General features: G+C 61.0%; 13 protein-coding genes. 6 read left to right on the top strand and 7 right to left on the bottom strand.

Annotated features, from left to right (window positions below):
• Positions 1–19: 19 nt before the first annotated feature.
• Positions 20–1,768, top strand: coding sequence for a serine hydrolase (locus tag F2P46_RS31760; protein WP_166897998.1), 1,749 nt, complete (start codon positions 20–22; stop codon positions 1,766–1,768).
• Here the strand turns inward: F2P46_RS31760 and F2P46_RS31755 are convergent.
• From F2P46_RS31755 to F2P46_RS31740, 4 genes are all read right to left on the bottom strand, one after another.
• Positions 1,759–2,016 (bottom strand): hypothetical protein, encoded by a 258-nt coding sequence (locus F2P46_RS31755; RefSeq protein ID WP_166897997.1) that lies wholly within the window; start codon positions 2,014–2,016, stop codon positions 1,759–1,761. The two genes, F2P46_RS31760 and F2P46_RS31755, sit on opposite strands and share 10 nt — an antisense overlap.
• Positions 2,017–2,020: 4 nt before the next feature.
• Complete coding sequence (locus F2P46_RS31750) at positions 2,021–3,889, bottom strand: WG repeat-containing protein (RefSeq protein ID WP_166897995.1); 1,869 nt, start codon at positions 3,887–3,889, stop codon at positions 2,021–2,023.
• A gap of 215 nt (positions 3,890–4,104) precedes the next feature.
• Positions 4,105–5,046 carry a hypothetical protein gene (locus tag F2P46_RS31745; protein ID WP_166897993.1) on the bottom strand — a complete coding sequence of 314 codons (942 nt, stop codon included), beginning with the start codon at positions 5,044–5,046 and terminating at the stop codon, positions 4,105–4,107.
• A gap of 59 nt (positions 5,047–5,105) precedes the next feature.
• Positions 5,106–8,720, bottom strand: a complete 3,615-nt coding sequence (locus F2P46_RS31740) for a hydantoinase B/oxoprolinase family protein (protein WP_166897991.1) — start codon at positions 8,718–8,720, stop codon at positions 5,106–5,108.
• Positions 8,721–8,832: 112 nt separating this feature from the next.
• Between F2P46_RS31740 and F2P46_RS31735 the strand changes: the two genes are divergently transcribed.
• A complete protein-coding gene (locus F2P46_RS31735; RefSeq protein WP_166897990.1) occupies positions 8,833–10,314 on the top strand; it encodes an NAD(P)H-hydrate dehydratase in 1,482 nt (493 codons plus the stop codon).
• A 116-nt stretch (positions 10,315–10,430) separates the two neighbouring features.
• Here the strand turns inward: F2P46_RS31735 and F2P46_RS31730 are convergent, their stop codons facing one another.
• On the bottom strand, positions 10,431–11,147 hold the full coding sequence (locus F2P46_RS31730) for an ABC transporter ATP-binding protein (protein ID WP_166897988.1): 717 nt from the start codon (positions 11,145–11,147) through the stop codon (positions 10,431–10,433).
• Between F2P46_RS31730 and F2P46_RS31725 the strand changes: the two genes are divergently transcribed.
• The 4 genes from F2P46_RS31725 to F2P46_RS31710 are packed head-to-tail and all read left to right on the top strand — an operon-like array spanning position 11,146 to position 13,856.
• Positions 11,146–11,775 carry an arylesterase gene (locus F2P46_RS31725; RefSeq protein ID WP_166897986.1) on the top strand — a complete coding sequence of 210 codons (630 nt, stop codon included), beginning with the start codon at positions 11,146–11,148 and terminating at the stop codon, positions 11,773–11,775. The two genes, F2P46_RS31730 and F2P46_RS31725, sit on opposite strands and share 2 nt — an antisense overlap.
• On the top strand, positions 11,772–12,827 hold the full coding sequence (gene mnmH / locus F2P46_RS31720; protein WP_166897985.1) for a tRNA 2-selenouridine(34) synthase MnmH: 1,056 nt from the start codon (positions 11,772–11,774) through the stop codon (positions 12,825–12,827). The genes F2P46_RS31725 and mnmH overlap by 4 nt, the downstream gene beginning before the upstream one ends.
• Positions 12,828–12,844: 17 nt before the next feature.
• On the top strand, positions 12,845–13,153 hold the full coding sequence (locus F2P46_RS31715; RefSeq protein ID WP_166897983.1) for a hypothetical protein: 309 nt from the start codon (positions 12,845–12,847) through the stop codon (positions 13,151–13,153).
• Positions 13,154–13,169: 16 nt separating this feature from the next.
• Complete coding sequence (locus F2P46_RS31710) at positions 13,170–13,856, top strand: SMI1/KNR4 family protein (RefSeq protein ID WP_166897982.1); 687 nt, start codon at positions 13,170–13,172, stop codon at positions 13,854–13,856.
• 438 nt (positions 13,857–14,294) lie between these two features.
• On the opposite strand, the gene F2P46_RS31705 is transcribed toward F2P46_RS31710, so the two are convergent.
• Both F2P46_RS31705 and F2P46_RS31700 read right to left on the bottom strand, forming a co-directional pair.
• Positions 14,295–15,182 (bottom strand): hypothetical protein, encoded by an 888-nt coding sequence (locus F2P46_RS31705; RefSeq protein ID WP_166897980.1) that lies wholly within the window; start codon positions 15,180–15,182, stop codon positions 14,295–14,297.
• Positions 15,179–16,363: PAAR domain-containing protein (locus F2P46_RS31700; protein WP_208296856.1), on the bottom strand; the 1,185-nt coding region annotated here is incomplete at its 5' end. The genes F2P46_RS31700 and F2P46_RS31705, both read right to left, overlap by 4 nt.

Below are 16,363 nucleotides of genomic sequence, written 5' to 3'. Positions count from 1 at the left end.
TTCACAGGAAGACATCGACATGAACGAAAACTTTTCACCAACAAACTATCTGATCGCCGGCTGCCTCGCACTATGCCCAGTGACGGCCAACGCCAGCAATCTTGCAGAGACCGCGCATGGGCAAGCCATCGCCAAGGTGCTCAGCGAGTATGGAGGGCCGGACAAGCCTGCGTTAGCCATCACCCTTTTGCAAGATGGAAAGGTCATTTACGAGAACGCCTTCGGGAATGCCAATCTTGAATACAAGGTGGCAGCGACAGTCGATACGAAATTTCAAGTCGATTCGCTGGCATGGGAATTCATCGCGTCCGCTATCCTGACGCTGGAAGAGCGAGGGCAGCTGGCACTGACCGACGACATCAGGAAATACCTGCCGCAAATACCCGATTTCGGCAAAAAAATATCCATCAACCATTTACTGAGCTCCACCGATGGTCTGTACGGATATCGGGTCATGAAGTCCCTGGGTGGATGGGAACCGAAAGAGCCGGAACGCTACGAGACCATTTTGCCATTCATAAAAGGACAAAAAGCACTCAATTTCAACCCTGGAGAAGCGTTTTCGCCCGGTGGCGACACCAGGCTCGTCCTGTTGATGAAAATTGTGGAGCGCGTGTCGGGGCAAGCCTTCGACACTTACATGAAGGAGAACATATTTTCACCTCTCAACATGTCGAACACGCTGTTTCTTAACGAAAATTCCGAACCGGTGAGCAACGTGGCGGTACCGTACCTTGCCGAAGCCAAAGGAGCGTACAAAACCACCCACGCCGGAGGCAAAGCGGCAGGACCGATCGATCTTTACACAACGATCCGGGATCTTTCACTCTGGAGGGCGGCCATGTCAGCGCCAGCGCCGGGCAAAAAATCGCTGGCGGACAGATTGAATGCGCCTGTCAGGCTAGATGCCGGAAACGTGGTCAGGGATATTTCCGGTATTTCCACATATGGGCAGCTGCATGCGGGCATGGAAAGAGGCATTTCCAAGTTCTATCGAACGGGAAATTCTGGCGGGTACGCCAGTTCGATCTTTCATTTTCCCGAGCAGAATGTCACAGCGATTGCGCTCAGTTCCGGCCTGGCCTATAACGGAAATTATGCAATGCGGATCGCCTCCGTTGTGCTGAAAAACCATTTCACCGAACCGGAGACAATCGACTATGCGGGCATCGCAGGTGCCAAGGTGCGTCCCGAACTGCTGCGGAAATACGCGGGAAACTATTGGAACCGCCTGCGCGCCATTTCCGCAAAAGTTCACGTCAAAGACGGTGTCTTACATTACAGCAGGACGGAAGGCTCGGACGGACGCGCCGCGATCCCGCTAAGCGACTCGGTTTTTCAGCTGAAAATCGACGGCGACGACAAATATACGATCAAGTTTGTGGAGAAGAAAGAAGGCCGGGACATGCACTTCATCATGGCAAACAGCGATCCGCTTGTTTTCGAGTCGTACACACCCGTTTCCTACTCGGAAAGCGCCTTGGCACAGTTCGCCGGCACATTCTACTGCAAGGAACTCGACTCTTCCTTTGTACTGGAGACGCGTGGCGGACTCCTGACTGCCAGAAACCTACGTGTTGGCACGGTCGTTTTCAAGCCCATTACGGCCGACCTCTTTTCCGGCAATAAGGACTTCATGGGGAGTATCAAATTCAATCGAGGCAATGGCAATGAGGTTACCGGATTCCAGATCGCGGTCGACGAGGTCCGGGGTCTGGCGTTCACGAAAATCCCCATTGGCGACGATGGCACACTGCGTCATCGTTGAGCCGTCAAGGCCGATCCGCCGAAGCGCGCGTCCAGCTGCGCCAGCAGTTCGTCGCGCGTGTTGTCCAGCACGTCGGCGCGCTCGCTGTCGGGGAAGGGGCAGCGCCGTTCGAGCGGCTGTTCTGGCGCGCGGAACACGCGCTGACAGACCGCGTCGGCGATCAGGGCGTCCCCGTCATCGATGCGAAGCAGCTCGCCTGGCTCGCAGGGTGGTTTCGGCGAATGCCGGACCACCACGGTGCGGGTCATGGCGTCAATCGGATTCAAGTTCCGTGAGCAGGCTGCGCGCGCCATCGGCTGCCTCGAGGGTCTTGCCGGACGGCGAGCAGCTTAACCAGACTTCGTCCCATTCGTCGCCATCGCCGCTGTCGCCAAAGGTGGCGATGACGAGCCACACACGATTCAATTCCTTCGCGCCTTCCGTCCCTGCCAGTGGGGCCGGCAAGTCGACAGCCCAGCCTTGTTCCCGGTACAGGCCGCGAAGGCAGGCGTGGTCGGGGGCCGGGTCGCCCGGGCCAAACTGCGCCACCAACTGCGCCGCAAGATCGTTATAGATGGCCTCCTGCGCCTCCACGCGCATGCTGCTCAAAAACTGGTATGCGCCGTTCACGCCTTCGTCGCGGTAGCTGCGAAATATGCGGCGCACGGCCGAGGGGCCATAACACCTGGCGCGGTCATACCTGTCGTGCTCGTCTACGTCATCCTCGTCGTCCTCGCCATCCCCGTCATCGTGCTCCCCGGCAGCCCAGACGTCGAACCCCGGGTCGTTGGCATGGCGCTGCAGTTTTTGCATGGTCTCGGCAAGCATGTCCCGCACCAGGTCGGGGAAAGCGGCGCGCGATTCGAGTTCGTCCAGGAAGGTGTCCGGAGCGGCTGCAAAAAAGACCGGCGGCATGGCCACCTCCGCCCGGGGGCGGCCCTGCCACACCAAACGTCCCGCGTGATCGTAGAGCGCGGCGAACTGGCCCGCGTCGCCATGTTCGCGCCGCCAGCGGTACGCCACGCGCGCGTCGCGGTCGAGCAGCACCACGCCATCGCGCCCAAGGAACGGCGCCAGCGGCGTATTCGCCTCCGGAAGCCACAGTGCGCCGTCGGACGACAATACTTCGATGACCTCTTTCGGCGCCGGCAGGAACACGCCGTCGCTGCGCACGAGGCCCCATATCAGGGAGCCGTCATCGATTCCGGTGGGATCTTCCGCAGCAGGGGAGCCGTGGCCGATGGCAAACCCGTGCTCGGTGAAATCCGTTCCCCAATAGACATACTGCGTGTCGAGTTCGCTCCCGTCCGCCTTGAAGTACGTTTTTTCGCCATATTTGACGATTCCGCACGTCATCGTCGTGGACAGGTGATAGGACTGATCCTTGAGCACATGCTTGCCGCTGGCGTCCAGATAAGCGAACTTGAAGCCCTTCTGAAGACAAAATGCAAGTCCGTCGGCATTGAATTCGTCGATCCGATCATGACGCGGTGGCACAATCCAGTTGCCTGCCGTGTCGATCAGGCCGAACATTTTCGGCGCGCTCGCCGCTGGCGCCACGCCGTGGACGGAAAACCCGAGCGCATCGTCAAACTGCGCAGCGATGACCCACTGCCCATCGCGGCCGATGTAACCGGTCTGATCTTGTTCGCCCAGGCGCGCGGCGGCCAGGCCGTTCGCGGCGAATTGCCCGGCGTTGAAGAAGCTGCCGTCGAAGGCGAACTGGCCGTGCATATCGATATACCGCCACGCGGCCGCAGACACTTTCACGGCCGCCAACCCGTGCGCAAACGCGCTCACCGCCTCATGCCTAGGTGCGATGACGCACTGTCCAAGCAAATTCATGTAGCCCCAGAGGCCGTTCGTGCGGAAGCGGGAAAGGCCATCGTCGCTGAACGTGCGCGCGTCTTCCAGATCGGGCGCCACCAGCCAGTCACCGGTCGCGTTGATGTAGCCGCATGCATCGTCGCCGGCCGAGGCGGCGGCGATCAGGCCGCCGCGTCCGTCGTCCCAGAACGGCCCCAGCACCTGGACCAGCGGTGGCTCCATGGCGCGCGCCACGCCCTCATGAATAACGAGCAGATCGTCATATTCGTCGTCGGGCTGGAAATGATTTCGGATCAGGATGGGCTGGGTCGGCATGATGACGTGCGTGGGCGAGTCGGATTGTGCCCGGCATTTTACCCGCAGCAACTACTCGGCGTGAGTATTTCGATAACATTGATGGGGAATGTGCGGACATCTCGACGAGATGCCCGGCCGGAAATAATCACCCGCACGGCGGCGCGATGGCCGGCAACCGGAACGGCAATCGTCACCGGCACGCCGTCAAAGAGTCCCGCTTGCCGGACAGCGCTTCAGCACTCGCGCGCCAGCCCCCCACTCTTGCACGGATCGGCATTGGCCGGCGTATGCAGCTTGAACGCCGGTTGATGCCCAGCTACCGGTTTCGCAGGGGCGGGTTTGGCCTTCACGGCAGGCTTGGCCGCTGGCTTGGCTGCCACTTTGGGCTTGACGCCAGCTTTTGCCGGAACGACGGCGAGCTTCTTTTTCGCAGCCGCTTTCGCTGGCGCCGGCGGCATGGTTTTCCTGGCCGCCGGCTTGACCGGCGCCACAGGTGCTTTTGCCTTTGCGAGCGGCTTTTTCGTCGGAATCGTGGGCGCCCTGGCTTTCGCCACCGGCTTGGCCGCAGGCGCTTTTTTTACCACGGTGACAGCCAGCGGATGCGCACGTGTGGGCGCCGGTTTCGGTTTCGGTTTCGGTACCGGTAGCGGCTTTTCCACATGCGCACTTTCGACCGGCTTGTTGACCACCGGTTTTTCCGGCTCCGGCGGCAAGACCACCAGGGGCGGTATCGGTTCCGGCGCCGGCGTGATCCGGCCCGGCGGCGGCGCGGTGTTGTCCGGCACGGGTTCGGTGACCACCGGAGCGAGAGCAGCCTTCGGCGGCTTGGCCGCTGGCTTGGCCGGCGCCGCCGGATCGACCTTGGCGCTCATCGCCACGGCATGCATGGCGTCGTCGAGCTTGCGTTCGGCATTGAACCACAGTCCGCCGCCAATCAGCGCCGCCAGCGCAAGCGCGCCGCCGCCCCATGCCACCGCCGTGCCGATCCAGTTGTCCTCGGGCGGTTTTTCCTGCAGGATGCCCGACAGCGCCGGCGGACCCTCGGGTTCGTCGGGCAGCAAGGACGGTACCGGCAGCTTCGCGGCAGGCGCCGGTGGCGCAGGATCGAACGTCGCATCGTCCGGTGTCAGGCTCGGCTCGACGCGCCGAGGTCCGTTTTGCTCATGTGATTCCAAAATCTAACCTTTATTGATCTGACACTAAATTGTGTACCAAGTCACAAGTGTAGCCAATATTACAAACTTTTGGAGCACAAATCGCCAAAACCGCCGCCGCCGGGGGTTTCGATCACAAACAGGTCGCCGGCCGCCATCTCGGTTTTGCCGATGTGGGCCAGCAGTTCCACGCTGCCGTCGGCCCGCACCACGCTGTTGACGCCGCATGCGCCCGGGCTGCCGCCCGCCATGCCAAACGGCGCGTGGATGCGGTTGTTCGACAGGATCGCGGCCGTCATCGGCTCCAAAAAGCGCACCTTGCGCACGCCGCCGTTACCACCGTGCCAGCGCCCCGCCCCGCCCGATCCGTGCCGGATTTCGTAGCTCTCGAGCCGCACCGGGAAGCGGAATTCCAGGATTTCCGGATCGGTCAGGCGCGAATTGGTCATATTGGTCTGGACGACGTCGGTGCCGTCGTAACCCTCGCCCGCGCCGGAGCCGCCCGAAATTGTCTCGTAATACTGGTATTTGGCGTTCCCGAAGGTGAAGTTGTTCATCGTGCCTTGCGACGCGGCCATGACCCCGAGCGCGCCGTACAGCGTGTTGGTGATGCAGGTCGAGGTCTCCACATTGCCCGACACGACCGACGCCGGATAATGCGGATTGAGCATCGAGCCCGGCGGAATGAGCACCTTCAGCGGTTTCAGGCAGCCCGCGTTGAGCGGAATTTCATCGTCGACCAGCGTGCGGAACACGTACAGCACCGCCGCCATGCACACCGCCGACGGCGCGTTGAAGTTGTTGGCCAGTTGCGGCGAGGTGCCGCTAAAGTCGATGGTGGCGCTGCGCGCGGCCTGGTCGACCCGGATCGCCACCTTGATCTGCGCGCCGTTGTCGAGCTGCGTGGTGAAGTCGCCGTCCTTTAAGGCGCCGATCACGCGCCGCACCGCTTCTTCGGCGTTGTCCTGCACGTGGCCCATGTACGCCTGCACCACGCCCAGGCCGAAGTGCGCGACCATCTTGCGCAGTTCGTCCACGCCCTTCTGGTTGGCGGCCACCTGCGCGCGCAGGTCTGCCATGTTCTGGTCGGGATTGCGCGCCGGGTAGCGCGCGCCGCCCAGGAGCGCGCGCGCCTCAAGGTCGCGCAGCAGCCCGTCGACGCCGTCGACCAGCTTGAAGTTATCGATCAACACGCCTTCCTGCTCGATGAAGACCGAGTCCGGCGGCATCGACCCCGGCGTGGTGCCGCCGATGTCGGCGTGGTGGCCGCGCGAGCCGACGTAAAACAGGATCGCGCCGCCCGCCTGGTCGAACACTGGCGTAATGACCGTGACGTCCGGCAGGTGGGTGCCGCCGTGGTAAGGGTCGTTGAGCATGAACACGTCGCCCGGACGCATCTTGCCCGCGTTTTCGGTCATGACCGTCTTGATCGACTCGCCCATCGAGCCCAGATGCACCGGCATGTGCGGCGCATTGGCGATCAGGTTGCCGCAAGCGTCGAAAATGGCGCAGCTGAAGTCCAGCCGTTCCTTGATGTTGACCGAGTACGCGGTGTTCTGCAGGCGCAGTCCCATTTGCTCGGCGATCGACATGAACAGGTTATTGAAAATCTCGAGCATCACCGGATCGGCCGTGGTGCCGATGGCGCGTCGTTCGGGCATCGCTTCGATGCGCGTGAGCACCAGATGATTGTGCGGCGTGACCCTGGCCTGCCAGCCCAGTTCCACCACGGTGGTGGCGTTGTCTTCGGCGACAATGGCCGGGCCTTTGATCACGTCGCCCGGGCGCATGTCGGCGCGCTTGTACAGGCCCGTGTTGTGCCACGAATCGGCGCCGAACATGCGCACCGTCTCGCGCGCCTTGAGCGCGCCTGCGCGCGGGGCCTGCACCGCCAGGCTCTCGGCCGGGGCGTCGGAGGCGCCGATGGCTTCCACCGACACCGCTTCCACGACCATCGCCTTGGACGGCATCAGGAACGAGAAGCGCTTTTTGTAGGCTGCTTCGAACTGGTTCTTCATGCGCTCGGGATTATCGAACAGCACGATGATGGCCGAATCGGTGCCTTCGTAGCGCAGGTGCACGCGCCGCACCAGGCCAATGCGCGCGGCGGCCACGCCCTGGTCGGTCAGTTCACGGGTCAATGCGTCCCCCAGCGCGCTGAGGTAGCCGTGCAGCATATCGGGGGTGGTATCGAGCAGGCGCAGTTCGACCGCGCGTTCGCGCATGGCGCGCTGGTCGGCCAGGCCCATGCCGTAGGCCGACAGCACGCCGGCCAGCGAGTGCACGAACACGGTTTTCATGCCGAGGGCGTCGGCCACGAGGCAGGCGTGCTGCCCGCCGGCGCCGCCGAAACTGGTCAGCGCGTACTCGGTCACGTCGTGGCCGCGCTGCACCGAGATCTGCTTGATCGCGTTGGCCATGTTCCCGACCGCGATCTGGATGAAGCCTTCGGCCACCTGCTCCGGCGCCGGGGTGACCCCGGTGGCGGCACCGATTTTCTGCGCCATGGCGAGGAACTGGGCACGCACGCGCTCGACGTCGAGCGGCTGGTTGGCGCTTGGTCCGAACAGGCGCGGAAAATGGGCGGGCTGGATTTTACCCAGCATGACGTTGCAGTCGGTGACCGCGAGCGGGCCGCCGCGCCGGTAGCTGGCCGGCCCCGGATTGGCGCCGGCGCTGTCGGGCCCCACGCGATAGCGGCTGCCGTCGAAATGCAGCAGCGAGCCGCCGCCGGCGGCGACCGTATGAATGCTCATCATCGGGGCGCGCATTCGCACGCCCGCGACCAGGGTTTCGAACACGCGTTCGAATTCGCCCGAAAAGTGCGACACGTCGGTCGAGGTGCCGCCCATGTCGAAGCCGATCACCTTGTCGAAACCGGCCGCCTGGCTGGCGCGCGCCATGCCGACGATGCCGCCGGCGGGGCCGGACAAGATGCTGTCCTTGCCCTGGAAGGCGCGGGCGTCGGTCAGGCCGCCGTTCGACTGCATGAATTGCAGGTTCACGCCCGGCATTTCGGTGGCCACCTGGTCGACATAGCGGCGCAAAATCGGCGACAGGTAGGCGTCGACGACGGTGGTGTCGCCGCGCGCGACCAGTTTCATCATCGGGCTCACCTCGTGCGAGACCGAGACCTGGGTAAAGCCGATGGCGCGGGCGATGCGCGCGCAAGCGGCCTCGTGGGCGGTGTAGCGGTAGCCGTGCATGAAGACGATGGCCAGCGAACGGGCGCCGTCGTCGTAGGCCGTTTGCAGGGCGGCGCGGGTGGTGGCGTCGTCGAGCGCCGTGAGCACGTCGCCATGGGCGCCGATCCGTTCGTCGATTTCCACCACATGGCTGTACAGCAGTTCCGGCAGCACGATATGCCGATCGAACAATTTTGGCCGGTTCTGATACGCTATGCGCAGCGCGTCGCGAAAGCCCCGCGTGATGGCCAGCGCCGTGCGCTCGCCTTTGCGCTCGAGCAGGGCGTTGGTGGCGACGGTGGTGCCCATTTTGACAGCCTCGATGGCGTCCACCGGCATCGGAGCGTCGGCGGCGAGGCCAAGCAGGTGGCGGATGCCGGCGACGGCGGCGTCGCCGTACTGCTCCGGATTCTCGGACAACAATTTATGGGTCACCAGGCTGCCGTCAGGCTGACGCGCCACGATGTCGGTAAATGTGCCGCCGCGATCGATCCAGAATTGCCAATCCATGTGCCATCCTTAAATGTGTTTGGGATGGCGCATATTGTAGTGCCCATCCCGAAATTTTAGTCAGCGTGTATTGAAACTGGCGCAATCTTGGCGCCTTTGCAACGGAGTTATGATGAAATCACTGTACAGCGTCGCCGAAATCCGCAGTATCGAACACAGCATGGCAGAAAGTCTGCCGGCCGGCACGCTCATGCAGCGCGCCGGCGAAGCGGCGGCCAGCGCCGCGCGCGCCATGCTGGCCGGACGCAAGGTGCTTGTGCTGGCCGGCCCTGGCAACAACGGAGGCGACGCGCTCGAAGTGGCGGCCAACCTGGCCGGCGCCGACACCGACCTTGACGCCGAGGTGACGGTGCTGTACCTCGGCGGCCCCGCCCCCTCGGCCGACAGCGCGCAGGCGCTGGCCCGTGCGCGCGCCAGCAAGGCGGTGTTTGTCGACAGCCTGCCGCTCGGGCGCGACTGGGGCCTGATCGTCGACGGTTTGTTCGGCATTGGCCTGGGGCGCCCGATCGAGGGCGACATGCGCGCGCTGGTCGAGGCCATCAACGCGCTCGGGCGACCGGTGCTGGCGCTCGATGTACCGAGCGGGCTCGATGCCGACACCGGCGCCGTGATCGGCCCCGATGGCGTGGCGATCCGGGCCACGCGCACGATTACCTTCATCGGCGACAAGCCCGGCCTGCATACGTTTGAAGGACGCGATTACGCGGGCCAGGTGCAGCTGGCGCCGCTGGGCATCGATCCGGGCCAGCGGCCGGCGGCTGCGGCGCGCCTGAACGAGCCAGCGCTGTTTGCGCGCCACCTGGCGCCGCGCCGGCATAACAGCCACAAAGGCAGCTTTGGCGACGTGGCGGTGATCGGCGGCGCCAAAGGCATGGCGGGCGCGCCGCTGATGGCGGCGCGCGGGGCGCTGTTTACCGGAGCCGGGCGGGTGTTCGTGGCGGCCATCGAGCCGGCGGGCGCGGTCGATTTCGTGCAGCCAGAGATCATGATGCGCGACGCCCAGGACTTCGACAGCGGCGACGCCACCCTGGTGATCGGACCGGGCATGGGCGACTCGGTGACCGCGATGCGGGTGCTGTTCAAGGCGCTCGAAGGCAAGGCGGCGCTGGTGATCGACGCCGATGCGCTCAATCTGATCGCCGACAGCCCGGACTTGCAGGGACGGCTGGCGCAGCGCGAGGCGACGGCGATCGTCACGCCCCATCCGCTGGAGGCGGCGCGGCTGTTGGGCGTGACCAGCGCCGTGGTCCAGGGCGACCGGCTCGCTGCTGCGCGCGAACTGGCGTCGCGCTTGAACGCGGTGGTGGTGCTGAAGGGCTCGGGCACGGTCATTGCCAATGCCGGCGGCGCGGTGGTGATTAATCCGACCGGCAACGCGGGCCTGGCGACAGCGGGCAGCGGCGATGTGCTGGCCGGGATGTGCGGCAGTTTGCTGGCGCAGGGGTGGCAGGCGTGGGAGGCGGCGATTGGCGCGGTATGGGTGCACGGCGCGGCGGCCGACCGCCTGGTGGCGCAAGGGAGCGGGCCGATTGGGTTGACGGCCGGGGAATTGCCGGTGGCCGCGCGCGCGGTGCTTAACGCGCTGGCGCGCTAGAATTACGTCGTTCCCGCGCAGGCGGGAACCCAAGTTCGTGCCGTAGCCGGTGGCGGCCCAAAAAACTTGGGTTCCCGCCTGCGCGGGAACGACGGGGTAAGCGCTGAACGAAAGACCTATACCAACCGTCCACCCGCAATCGTAATCGTCCTGCCGCAACGCGCCGCAATCGACGGATCGTGCGTCACCAGCACCAGGGTTGAACCGCGCTCGCGGTTCAACTCGAACATCAATTGAATCACCGCCTCGCCGGTCGCCGCATCCAGGCTGCCGGTCGGCTCGTCGGCGAACAACAACGGCGGCTCGGTCACGAACGCGCGCGCCAGGGCCACCCGCTGCTGCTCCCCGCCCGACAAGAACTTGGGATAATGCTTCAGGCGGCTCGACAGCCCTACCCGTCCCAGCATCGCCGCCGCCTTTTCCCTGGCATCGCTTTCGCCGCGCAGCTCCATCGGCAGCATGACGTTTTCCAGCGCATTCAAATGCGCCAACAACTGGAACGACTGGAACACGAAGCCCAGCTTGGCCTTGCGCAGACTGGCGCGGCCATCTTCATCGAGCGCGAAGATATCGTCGCCGGCGAGGATCACCTTGCCGCTGGACGGCGTGTCCAGGCCCGCCAGTAGTCCCAGCAAGGTCGACTTGCCCGAACCGGACGCGCCCACGATCGCGAGCGTCTCGGCCGGTTGCACTGTAAAATCGACGCTGTGCAGGATGGTCAGTTCGCCACTGGCATCGGCTACGCGCTTCGACAGGCCGATCACCTCGATCGCCGCAGGCGCCCTTGCATGGTCACTTACGTAACGATTGGAAGAATCAGGAATGTCACGCATGCTTGTTTATCTCAAAAAATGGTCTGTTTACGGGCTGCTGATGATGGCCGCCTCGGCGAGCGCCTATTCTGCACCAAAAACCGTGCTTGTGCTGGGCGACAGCCTGTCCGCCGAGTATGGCCTCAATCGCGGCGCCGGCTGGGTCGCGCTGATGGAACAGAAACTCAAGGCCGAAAATATCGAGGCGGCCATCGTCAACGCCAGCATCAGCGGCGAGACCACCAGTGGCGGGCGCGCGCGCCTGCCGGCCCTGCTGACCAGGCACAAGCCCGACGTCGTGGTCATCGAACTGGGGGCCAACGACGGCTTGCGCGGCTTGCCGGTGCCGGCCGCCGAAGCGAACATGCGCACCATGATCGAGCTGGCGCAGAAAACCAAGGCGCGCGTGCTGTTGGTCGGCATGCGCATTCCTCCCAACTATGGACGTCAATACACCGACAGCTTTTTCGGCATGTACAAGTCGCTCGCCACCCAGTACAAAACGGGGCTGGTGCCGTTCATGCTGGACGGCGTGGCCGACAAGCCACCGCTGTTCCAGCCAGACCGCCTGCATCCGGCCGCCAACGCGCATCCGATCATCCTGGCCACGATCTGGCCGCACATGCTGCCATTGGTGACATCACGATGAAATATCCCGCCCTTGAAAATTTTGCGGCCCTGCTGCCGCAGCTCGACCAGTTCGACTGCATCATCGACGCGCGCAGCGAATCCGAATTTGCGCTCGACCATCTTCCCGGCGCCATCAACTGCCCGGTGCTGAGCGATCCGGAGCGGGTGCGGGTCGGCACCATGTACAAACAGATCAACGCGTTCGAAGCGAAAAAGGTCGGCGCGGCGCTGGTGGCCAAGAATATCGCGCGCCATATCGAAACTTTGTTCCTGGACAAGCCGAAGGAATGGCGTCCACTGATTTATTGCTGGCGCGGCGGCAACCGCAGCGGCTCGATGGCGCTGATCCTGGCCAAGATCGGCTGGCCGGCGGTGCAGCTCGACGGCGGCTACAAGGCGTATCGCGCCCACGTGAGCGCGGCGCTGCTCGAATCGCCCCTGCCCGAATTGAAGGTCATTTGCGGCACCACGGGCAGCGGCAAGAGCCGCCTGCTGCAGGTGCTCGACTCGATCGGCGCGCAAGTGCTGGACCTGGAACAGCTGGCCGCGCATCGCGGCTCGGTGCTGGGCAATTTGCCGAGCAAGCCACAGCCGTCGCAAAAGAGGTTCGAGACGACGATCTGGGAAAAGCTGCGTCGCTTCGACCCGGCGCGGCCGGTGTTCGTGGAGTCCGAAAGCAAAAAGGTCGGCCAGTTGCGCGTACCGGACGCGCTGATGGACAAGATGCGGCAATCGCCCTGCATTTCCTTGATGCTGTCGCGCCCGAACCGCGTGCGCCTGCTGATGGAGGATTACGAGCATTTCACCAACAGCCCGGACACGCTCAATACCCAGCTCGACTGCCTGGCGCAGCTGCACGGGCGCGACAAGATCGACAGCTGGCACGCGCTGGCCAGCGGCGGGCAGATGCCGGTGCTGGTGGACGAACTGCTGGCGTCGCATTACGATCCGGCCTACCTGCGCTCGATCGACCGCAATTTCATCCAGGTCGGCAAGGCCGAAGTGGTGGAGCTGAGCGACATTGGCGACGCCGATTTCCTGGCGGCGGCGCGGCATTTGCACGGTATGTGAGTGCCGCGATGGAGGAAGTGAAGCCGTTGAACGAACAATACCTGACCCAGGGCGATGACGATCTCTTCGGTCCCGGCGTGTGCAGCGCTTGCGGCAAGCACGGGTTTCACCTGGCCTGCGAAGCGTGGGTGGTCGAGCTGGTACGACGGTTCGCCGAGAACGACCGGCTCCTTCTCGGCAAGCATGCGCTGCACAGGGCCTACGGCGTGGCCGGACGGGCGTCGCGCCAGTGCCTCGATCGCGTCGTGGCGGCGCTGGCAGCCTATCTGAAATGCCCCTCGATTGCGATCTCGCGCATCCCAAAATGCGGCCAAAACACTAATTAGTATCGAAAGGAGTTGTATGACCACCGAACTTCTTCATTATTTAGAGAAATATTGTGCGAGCCCAAGCATTGTTGCGCTTTCCGATTCCGGATCAGGAATGGAGGCTCTTCCGGCGGAGTGGATCGACCTCCTTTCGTTGGAAGGGAAAGAGCGCATTTCTTACGTCATTGCCTTGTGGGAGAGATTTGGTGAAGGGCTATCCGAAGTTACGGATAAATTGAAGAGCAGCCTAGTTTCTGTTGATCTTTTGAAAGAAGGTGATACTTATTCGTTGCTATATGGAGTTAGTGCTGCAGAACGAATCTTATACTATCAGGCAAAGAATCCAATTTGTCGGAAATTCAATTCAAAAATTTGCTCTTTGTGGCCACGTGTCCCGCAAAGTATTCGAGATTTCTATGCGGTGCATGACGGCTGGTTCTATTTGGCGTCGCATTCCATGGGGTTGCTACCCGCAGAGGAATTGTTCGTGCTTTCCGACGAAGATTGGGGTATTTTGGATGAAATTGGTCTGGCTCCGGTTAATCTCGATAAAACGATCGCATTCTTTACAAATGGAATGTCTGGTTACGTCTGTCTTGATGTTTCGCCGCCCAAAGAAGAGTGCGCCGCTATGATCTGGTGGAGTAATAAGTTGCCAAAGATGAATTTGAAATTTTGGGACATTATAGATTCATGGACAGCTATTGGATTAAATGGTTAGAAGCGCTGGATTCAATATTCGCAACTACTCAGTAGCCGTGCGAGATTTGAAATTGCAATCAACGATTAAAAGTCCACGGCTCGTTTCACCTACTGATAAAACGAGAAGATAAGTCAGAGAAATTGTCAGGCTTTACCTCTTCTAAATTACTTCCGTGTCGGACAAAATATTGATTTCCATGATTGTTGCGTACCCGAGTGGGCAAAAAACGGCGGTGGACGGCTCTGGGTAGATGGCGGTGGTCCTGATAAGTCTTCATAATGCCAAGGGACTCGATTTCCCGAATTATTCCTTTATCCCGACAACCTTCGTCTTTGTGGTGCTGATTAATTCGTTGGCCGGGATGATGTACCCTCTGGTGCGCCAGTTGAGCCAAGTGCTGTTGAAACAACGCGATTCGCGCTAAATACAGGTACGTCAAGAAACACACCAGTTAGCTTACTCATGCAACATCACGCTCGGCAAGAACTGATACTTCCCACGCTGCTTCATCGGAACAGTGATTTTTTGCAGATATTTAGGAATGGCAACCCCGCCAATTCCAGCAAATTCCACTATCAAGCGACAATTTTCTGCGGTCGCGCTTTTGCGAAGTTCTATCACCGTTTTTGTCGCAGCATACGAGAGCGGGTCTATCTCGACGACACCACCCTCCATACCCTGACGTACCATCCCATCCCTGATATCGGCCGCACATCCCAGTAAGGTTTTTCGCATCAGTTTGAAGTGCGTCGGCTTGTTACCGTTATTTCTAAACAACAGCGTTATAAACATCAATTTATTATCGGAAAAAGTTTCGACGCTTGAATTAACACTAACATCGACAACATCCTGAAAGTGTGCTTTTGCAGTTGGCTTGACCATGAATTGACGAGTAACGCGTTTATCTCCAGGCAGATCTGTCAATGTAAACAAGACTTCGCATGGGAATGTGGAAAGGAATCCAACCGGATAATAACGATGGGCAAAGCTCTTAGGAGGAATGATAGCAATTGTCGATTCCGCCTCGAACAGCTTGGCTCGTTTTATGCCGTCCCTATCAAACAAAGCTTCAAAACGACTGCCGGCAAACTGCGCTGCACGATTGCGCGAGTAACATGTCCGCTCCGTAAGCAGATCCAGATTCGCACCGGCGGTTCCGAAGTCCAGCGCGACGGAAACCGGGTGAGCTTTATCGTTGAATAACACAACGTTGACCTCAGGTGCATAGAACGTGGAATTCGATTGAAAAACCACATGACGCATTTGCGCACGTGTCAGCGTGGGGAATGCACTTAGCAAAACAAGGCAAATTGAGCATAGAAACTTGTAGACGTGAATTCTCATTTTTTCCCGGCCGGGCTCGGCGTCTTATTTTCAGAGCCAGCGCCTGGCTGCTTCCCGTTTTTATAGGCGTCACGCGATTTTTCCAATGCTTCAGCCGAGAATACCTTTTGCTCGCCAAATTTTCCCATATTATCAATCTGCCATTGATAGGCGTTTGGTTCTGGCTGAGGCATTTTCGGCATCTGCCGTGATTCCCACTGCCACTCATGTACCAACTCGTGTCCGAAGGCACTTGCCCAATCTCCGGGCGAAGGCTGCACCGCCGATGCAACCTTATTGTTCACGACCACGATATCGTTGTGGAGCGTCCACATGAGCGTTGTGTCGGAGGCCAATGGCTTCAACTGCCAGAAAGCCTGTTTGCCATCTTTTGTATACTGCGGCAAATAGACTTTGTTGTACTCATCAACGCCCATCACGGTAACATTTGGTCCATTCCCCATTTTGTTCATGGCGTTGAAGCGCTTTGACAGGTCTGGAAGAGTGGCTTCAAGCGTCTGCAAGTTCTTTGAAACGGCGTTGACAAGATCTTGTGGCACGTTTTCATTGAATTTTATTCTGAAGGCCCGCTGTCCTACCACTTGCTCCCTGGTAGTGAGCGCTATCGGTTTTTCAGCTCCTTTCCTGACGTTCACCTGCGGAATCAGATAGCCCTCAGCCGGATTGTAGCGGGCAGAATTAGCCTGCGCCGGCATGCCTGCGCCACTATCCGCATTTACCATCCACCCGGGCATCAGCGCTGCCGTAACGCTACGTCCCAAGCCGCTATCCAGCAACTGTTTTGCAGCTGCCTCTAACGCTCCAGACAAGGCGGCGGCCGCACCGCCGGCTGCCAACCGCAAGGCGTTTTGAATTCCTGGCACCAAGGCGACATCTGGCAAAGTTTGGTCAGTCTGCACTGTGCCGCCACCGATAAACACATTACCAGAACCTTCGACGATAAAGGCACTGCATTCAATCTTGTCGCCAACCCTGGCGGCCGGAAGGCCATTAATGAATACAGTGGGGCTACCCGTTACGATTTTCAACGGAGTATGCGGGTGCTTCGAGCAATTGAGGCACTTGCAAAACTGGTCACGTGTGTGAATTTGATCGCCGGACTCGGCATGATGGAGGGGCGTGGGCGCCCATTTCTGGCATGATATTGGTTCTGAAGACAACATCAAAACGCCCACACCATG

Source organism: Massilia sp. CCM 8734, assembly GCF_011682155.1.
In the GTDB taxonomy this organism is placed as follows: Bacteria; Pseudomonadota; Gammaproteobacteria; order Burkholderiales; family Burkholderiaceae_D; genus Telluria_A; species Telluria_A rubra.
Note: the sequence above shows the minus strand (reverse complement) of the source record. Positions and strands in the feature narration are given on the sequence as shown.